The following is a 5,930-nucleotide window of genomic DNA, read 5'->3' as shown; positions in this document are numbered from 1 at the left end:
GGGTAAATAGGCATCGTAAAGACTGGTAGCCAGCAGATAGCCAGTTTGGGCTAACAAAAAGACGATTCCACCCCAGACGATCGCCCCCGGTTGGACAGTGCCTAAAGCCAGGGTTGCTCCCCCACAGAGTAACGTCGTCACTACGAACAACCGATGGCGCAAGGCACCTATATCGGCGATCGCCCCTAACAAGGGAGCTAATCCCCCCGCGACAATCAGCGAGAGAGAAACCCAGAATGCCCATTTTCCATCGCAGACCGCCGCGCCTCCACAGACGATCTGGCGGAAAAAAACCGCGTAGGTAACGCCCGGAATCATCATAATATAGCCAGAACTGGCGATATCGTAGAGAATCCAGCCCGCGATGGGTTTATTCAACCGGAAACGAGAAAAGGAGGAGGTCATCGCGCGATCGTCTCCGAGGGAAGTTGTCCGAATAGTTGCCGATAGTATTGGCTAAATCTTCCCAAGTGCCAAAAGCCAAATTGGCGCGCCACGTCTGAGATTTTTGTGGTGGGTTCAGCGACTTTTAGCGCCCTGTGAACGGCGTGAAGTCGCAATAGTTTGAGATAGGTCATTGGACTCATCGTAAAAACCTCTTGAAAGGCGTAGTTAAGGGGAGTTTTACTGCTACGAAGAATCTCGCAAAGGTCTTTTAAGGTGATCGGTCGATCGAGATGAGCCAACATATATTCTTCCGCTTTTTGTGCCAGTTGCCATTGTCGAAAAAATCGCTCTGGATTTCGGTATTTGCCCCGCTTATGGGGTACGCTTTCTATCAGTAAAGGTAGATAATCTTCTAGGATCAACCGGCTAATTTGAGGTTGTTCGAGGAATCTGTCCTGTCGTCGCACTAAACCATATAATTCTCTTAGATAATCCTGCACCGAACTAAAGCTACCCATACTCTGGATATAATTATTTGCTAAAAAGTGATCATCAAGATCACTTCGTTCCATAACTTGTAAACAATCCTCGAAGATTTCTCGGTTAATAATTAACGTTCCCATAAGCAGGTTAGCTGGGAGAACTAAATCGATACTGCGATCGTTATCAAAACCGTAGAGGGTATCTCGTGTTATCTCGAACCCATGAGAAATATAGGGGCCGAGAACGGGAGAGAGAATAAATTCAAAGACTAAATTCTTGTTTTTTTTATTTCCGCGGACGCGAAGAGGAGCATGGAGATATCTAAATTCAAAAATCGCTCTATCTAACTGTAACTGCCAGATATCCAAGCGCATCGGCCCCTCGGCTAACTGCATCACCCGGAATTCTTGTTTTGGATCTACCACTGCCTCCAATTCCTCAGAACTTTGAAAGTTATAGAAAACAAGATTAGAATTCTCCACCTCTGACATCACTCAATACCCGATATAATCCCGATTAATTCCCAAAAACGATCGCTTCAATAGACACTTAATTTTACCACTGACCACCGCGCTTACACCAGATACAGCGGTTAAGAGAGAAAAATTTATAAGTGACACCTTCCCCAACGAAGTTTTTGATAAGTTCTGCTGGTATTACCGGGTTATTCTCCTCACAGGGAGAAAATTGATAGATTTCTGGTTAGTGTATCACAAGCTCAAGAAAAGGATAGCCAAATGCTTGCAGCTACCCTGTGCTGAGAGCATGGACTGGAGAATTAGTTCTCTTGTACTTAATTTATTTGGCAATTTTCTAGCCATTGTTCTAAATCTTGTAGTGACTGAAAATCTAACAAAGCTTCGCCTAAGTTTTCTAACTGTTCTAGGGAAAGACTGCGTATCTTCGGGGATAATTCCGGTGAAATGCCACCTATACGGCGATTTAATTGACGTAAAACGAGGTTAGCTTCTCCCTCTTGTAAACCTTCCGACCAGATTTCTTGATAGATAACAGATTCTTTCATGATGTCCTTCCTCAATAATCGTTGAATGATGTCTTTATTTAATACTAACCCAGCTAGGATGGCGGTAGATGCGGCCAGATTGCTTTGTTCTCGACTATCGCTGATTTGCTCGATTTCTTGGGCAATTTGCCCCAGTAAGTTTTCTGGTTTCTCAGCTTGAGCGAGTATAGCGAAGGGAAATAGCCCTGGCGCTTGTAATAAGGTTTCTGAGGGTTGTTCCCAGAGTCTAATCACTTCAAATTGATGATAGGTTTTCCCTTGTTTGTAATCATTTTGTCGGACTTTGGGGGAGTTACTTTTCCTCAGATAAATCACCACTTGATGGATGGGTTTATGGGGATAGCATCGATAGAGTCTGGTGGCATAATCGAGCATTCTATAGGGAATGTCTTCTTTAGGGTCAGTTTGGAACTCGATATGTAAGATTAATTCTTCTGACTCCAAAAAGATTAACGTATCGGCTCTAATCGGTTCTAGGGATAATTCTGAGGGTTTAATTTCCGTTAAGTCTAAGGGTTTTCCTAGTAACCAAGTGGCTAAGTCTCTGGAATATTCAAGGGCGATAAATTTACAGGTGGAATCATACATTTTCAATTCAAATACAGGTCAAGCCTGACCTGTATTTTAACAAAATTAAACCCCTATCCCCAAAAATAACCAAAGGAGGGGTAAAACCCCTCCTAAAGACCAAGATATACTCAAAACTATCCTCAATGGGGATTTTATGCTTGGCGCTTACGAGAAGCAGCACCTAACCCCCAAAGATGATCGCTTCAAAAATCTCGTAGCGTTCCTTGCCGATGCGAATAATATAGATATCGTCTTGTTTCGAGGCGCTAAACGCTCCAGGAGCTGCCTGACTGGTATCTGCACCGATCGCTTTTCCCTTTTCAAAGAAAATGATACGCTTGCGACCATCGGGTTTGGTAACAGTGACATCCGCGCTACCGTTGCCCCGACGAGTGACACCAAAGGGACAAGATCCCGCCGGTTTTCCATCGCCCATCGAACAGGTAACATTACCCGTAGCATGGTAATTTGTCCCCGGTACTTTGGCATCGCTTTGGTTGTAATTATTGGAAATAAAGATTTTTAGGCGATAATTAGCCACTTCATTATTCCGGGCCGAGTTGCGAGTCAAACCCACTTGGATCGTATAATCGCCGTCCGCCGGTAGGATTCCCTCGTGGGCATTACCGACATTGTTCCCGATAACCATCGCCGCGTCTTTGCCCGGGACTTTTCCCGGTGCGAAAATATTGAAAGAAGCGCCCCCGTTATCACTCAAGAGGCTAACCGACATATTTTGTCCAGCATTGGCGCGAATTAGGTATTGAACGACTTGTTCTCCCTTGATTTTGCCTTGAATAGTGGTTCCTTCGGTTCCGGCTTTGAATTGCACTCGTTCTTTACGGATTTCGCTGAAAGCGGGGGAAGGCAGAATAACCGGGGTGGTGATTAAGGTGGCCAGTAAAAAAGCGGAAAAGAGTTTACGCATGATTTAAGTTTTTTCCCAAGTTAATTAGATGTTTTACAGCGATCGCTAGATTTGTTGACAATTGTACTATAACGTCCGTCTAGTTTTTTTCCGAACGGGCCGATTTCGCTTTTTCTAGGGTGTCTTGACAGTTGATTTTGGCGAATTCTTCGATTTGTTCTGGTTTCAAATTAAAATCTGAACCCGCTCTTGCTTTAATTTGTTTTAAGAGTTGATCGGTTTCCGATTGGGTTAGTAAACCCGCTTGTTTTCCCGTTTCCGTGGCGACACAAACACCGTAGGTTACACCACCTGTGAATCCGAGGGTTCCCAAGAATTTCCCTCCTAGAAACAATCCGATACCCGCACCGATAACACCCGTAGTAATAGCAATTAACAACACATAAACGGGTTTCATGCTTTTTTGATCTCCTCCAATGAAGACTAAGTGAGCGTGTTATTACATAGCGCCTTCGTCCACTTTGGAATAGGGTAGGTTTTTGATAAATTTGACGATCTGGTTGCCGTTGCGGTTAAAGGAACATTGGAAGGTATTGACCATTTTATCCGTCTCGTAAGTGCCATTCACTGCGTGAGTGCCGTCGGTGCGTTGTCCTTCGTATTTGACAACGATATTACCCGGCGAGGTTTTATAAGCATTAGCGGCGCGAGATTTGCAGGCCGACAACATGGTAGCAGTATTCGCGGCATAAACTGGTAAAGTAGCGACGAGGGCGATTCCGGTGGCGATGGCGCTGAATTTTATAGACTCGAACATGATTGATTTTCTTACAGAGTAAGAGGGGCGATAATCTCTAGGATGCGTTCAAGATTTTTCGATAACTACCTAATCGTTACCGAGAAGGTGAAAGGAACGGTATGATTGCCGTCTTTCGCTTCTCCCATGAGATAGACACGAATGGTATAGTCGCCATCTTTGGGGAGTTTAATTTTAGCCATGGCGTTGGGTCCTTGGGCAGAACTGTTATAAATCGCTACATTATTACTACCCGGCGGCAGGATATTAAAAAATACACTATGCTTGTCTTCTGGGTTGCCTGTCCCATCATCAGCAAGAGAAACCATCAGGGTTTGACCTTTTCTCGCTCTTAAGACAAAATCTCGGTATTCACGCCCTGTAATTGTCCCGTTGAGGGCGGCCATATCACTGCCCCGTTCAAAGTTCACTCTACCGCTTAACTGCGCTTGTAGAGGGGCGGTTAAACCCAAACCAAGGGATAAAGCGATCGCTACGGAAGCTAAAACGTTTCGAGGGGAAATAAGCGGAAAATGTTTCATGTTTATTTTTTGGGAAAGAGACTAGGGAGTAAAAATAATTTCGTCTCCCTAGTCGGGTAAATTGTCAAGGGGTTACGGAATTTTTAGCGGCGGAAAATCCTTTTATCCCTTGCGCTTGCGAGCTAATGCCCCTAAAGCACCCACTGTTACTAAACCTAAGATAGTACCCGGTTCGGGAACGGAAGTAGCGCGAGTAAATGTCAGTGTTGAATTATTTGAGTCTAAAACTCCACTTGAAGCATCAGCAACCCCGTTTGTACCGAATAGAGTTCCGAGAGGAGAATTTAATCCAAATGCATTTGCATTTGGAGAACCCGTTACAACAAATTGACTACGAGCGAATTGAGTACCAGACAGAATGATATTACCACCCACAACATTAAAAGCATTAGGACCCAGTGATGGGAATGTACCAATAACCGGTAGCGTGTATCCTAAAGCGGCAGGAGCGGAGGTGACGGAAAGAGCGGTAGCCGCGTATATCCCATCCGTGGTTAGTGCCGCGTCCGGCAACTCTATTGTCCCAGAAACTGTACCACTAACCGGGCCATCCACATTCGAGAAAGAAAAGCCAAAAGTAGCGGCGCTCGCACCAGATACAGGAGCGAGTAAAGATAGACCGATAAGGGCGACCCCACCACCGATCGATTTTTTGATAAGTGTTGATAATGTCATAGGTTTAAACTCCTCACAGAAAGGAATAAAGATAAACAGTCGTCAATATAGGGGAGTTTACGGAAAAGGTGATATCCGAAAATTCCTTATTTTTTTTGACCCCTTCCCGTTTTCTTAATACTTTTTTAAGAATTGGCTGAAGGCATTGCCCTGAGAGGCTTGGAAAAATAGGAGTTCGGGCGATTCGGTTGAAGGGGCGCACCGCTACGCCGCTCCCTGCGGGCTCCCGCCTAAGCGTACAGGAGAGCGAAGATGAATGTTTCAGTGAATTAACACCTGTCCCAAAAATGACTGGTAATTTGGTAGTACAATTATAGTAATAAGTAAAATAAGGGGGATTAAAGTAAATAACTATGTCTCAACCGATTACCATCGAAGATATCTATAAACTTTTCGAGAAAACTAACGAAAAGTTTGAACAATCACGCCAAGAATACGATCGCCGGGCGGCCGAAGCTGATCGCCGGGCGGCCGAAGCCAAGGCCGAAGCCGATCGCCGTTTAGCACAGCTAGAGAAAACAGTGGCAAATACCAGTCGTGCAGTGGATAGTTTAACCACTCGCTGGGGACTGTCTCTTATACACA

At 44.8% G+C, this 5,930-nt stretch carries 8 protein-coding genes and 1 pseudogene; 1 reads left to right on the top strand and 8 read right to left on the bottom strand.

Features of this window, described 5'->3' with window-relative positions:
• The 8 genes from IQ242_RS14765 to IQ242_RS14730 form a co-directional block, all read right to left on the bottom strand.
• A partial coding sequence (locus IQ242_RS14765) for an MFS transporter (protein WP_193960478.1) occupies positions 1-405 on the bottom strand: 405 nt, incomplete at its 3' end.
• Entirely contained in the window at positions 402-1,361 is a 960-nt protein-coding gene (locus tag IQ242_RS14760) for a helix-turn-helix domain-containing protein (RefSeq protein WP_193960477.1), read from the bottom strand. The genes IQ242_RS14765 and IQ242_RS14760, both read right to left, overlap by 4 nt.
• A gap of 302 nt (positions 1,362-1,663) precedes the next feature.
• On the bottom strand, positions 1,664-2,482 hold the full coding sequence (locus IQ242_RS14755; protein WP_193960476.1) for a DUF4351 domain-containing protein: 819 nt from the start codon (positions 2,480-2,482) through the stop codon (positions 1,664-1,666).
• A gap of 163 nt (positions 2,483-2,645) precedes the next feature.
• Positions 2,646-3,392, bottom strand: coding sequence for a hypothetical protein (locus tag IQ242_RS14750; protein ID WP_052277620.1), 747 nt, complete (start codon positions 3,390-3,392; stop codon positions 2,646-2,648).
• 79 nt (positions 3,393-3,471) lie between these two features.
• Positions 3,472-3,789: a hypothetical protein gene (locus tag IQ242_RS14745; protein ID WP_052277621.1), complete on the bottom strand. Its 318-nt coding sequence runs from the start codon at positions 3,787-3,789 to the stop codon at positions 3,472-3,474.
• Between the two features lie 42 nt (positions 3,790-3,831).
• Positions 3,832-4,149, bottom strand: a complete 318-nt coding sequence (locus tag IQ242_RS14740; protein WP_002757707.1) for a hypothetical protein — start codon at positions 4,147-4,149, stop codon at positions 3,832-3,834.
• A gap of 65 nt (positions 4,150-4,214) precedes the next feature.
• Complete coding sequence (locus IQ242_RS14735) at positions 4,215-4,670, bottom strand: hypothetical protein (RefSeq protein ID WP_052277622.1); 456 nt, start codon at positions 4,668-4,670, stop codon at positions 4,215-4,217.
• Positions 4,671-4,772: 102 nt separating this feature from the next.
• Positions 4,773-5,345, bottom strand: a complete 573-nt coding sequence (locus tag IQ242_RS14730; protein ID WP_228021011.1) for a PEP-CTERM sorting domain-containing protein — start codon at positions 5,343-5,345, stop codon at positions 4,773-4,775.
• A 353-nt stretch (positions 5,346-5,698) separates the two neighbouring features.
• On the opposite strand from IQ242_RS14730, the pseudogene IQ242_RS14725 reads away from it, so the two are divergent.
• A pseudogene (locus IQ242_RS14725) lies at positions 5,699-5,930 on the top strand (DUF3782 domain-containing protein); the annotation flags it as partial.

Origin of the sequence: Microcystis sp. LEGE 08355 (assembly GCF_015207185.1) — a bacterium.
GTDB classification, from domain to species: domain Bacteria; phylum Cyanobacteriota; class Cyanobacteriia; order Cyanobacteriales; family Microcystaceae; genus Microcystis; species Microcystis panniformis.
This window is presented reverse-complemented; position numbering and strand designations above follow the sequence as displayed.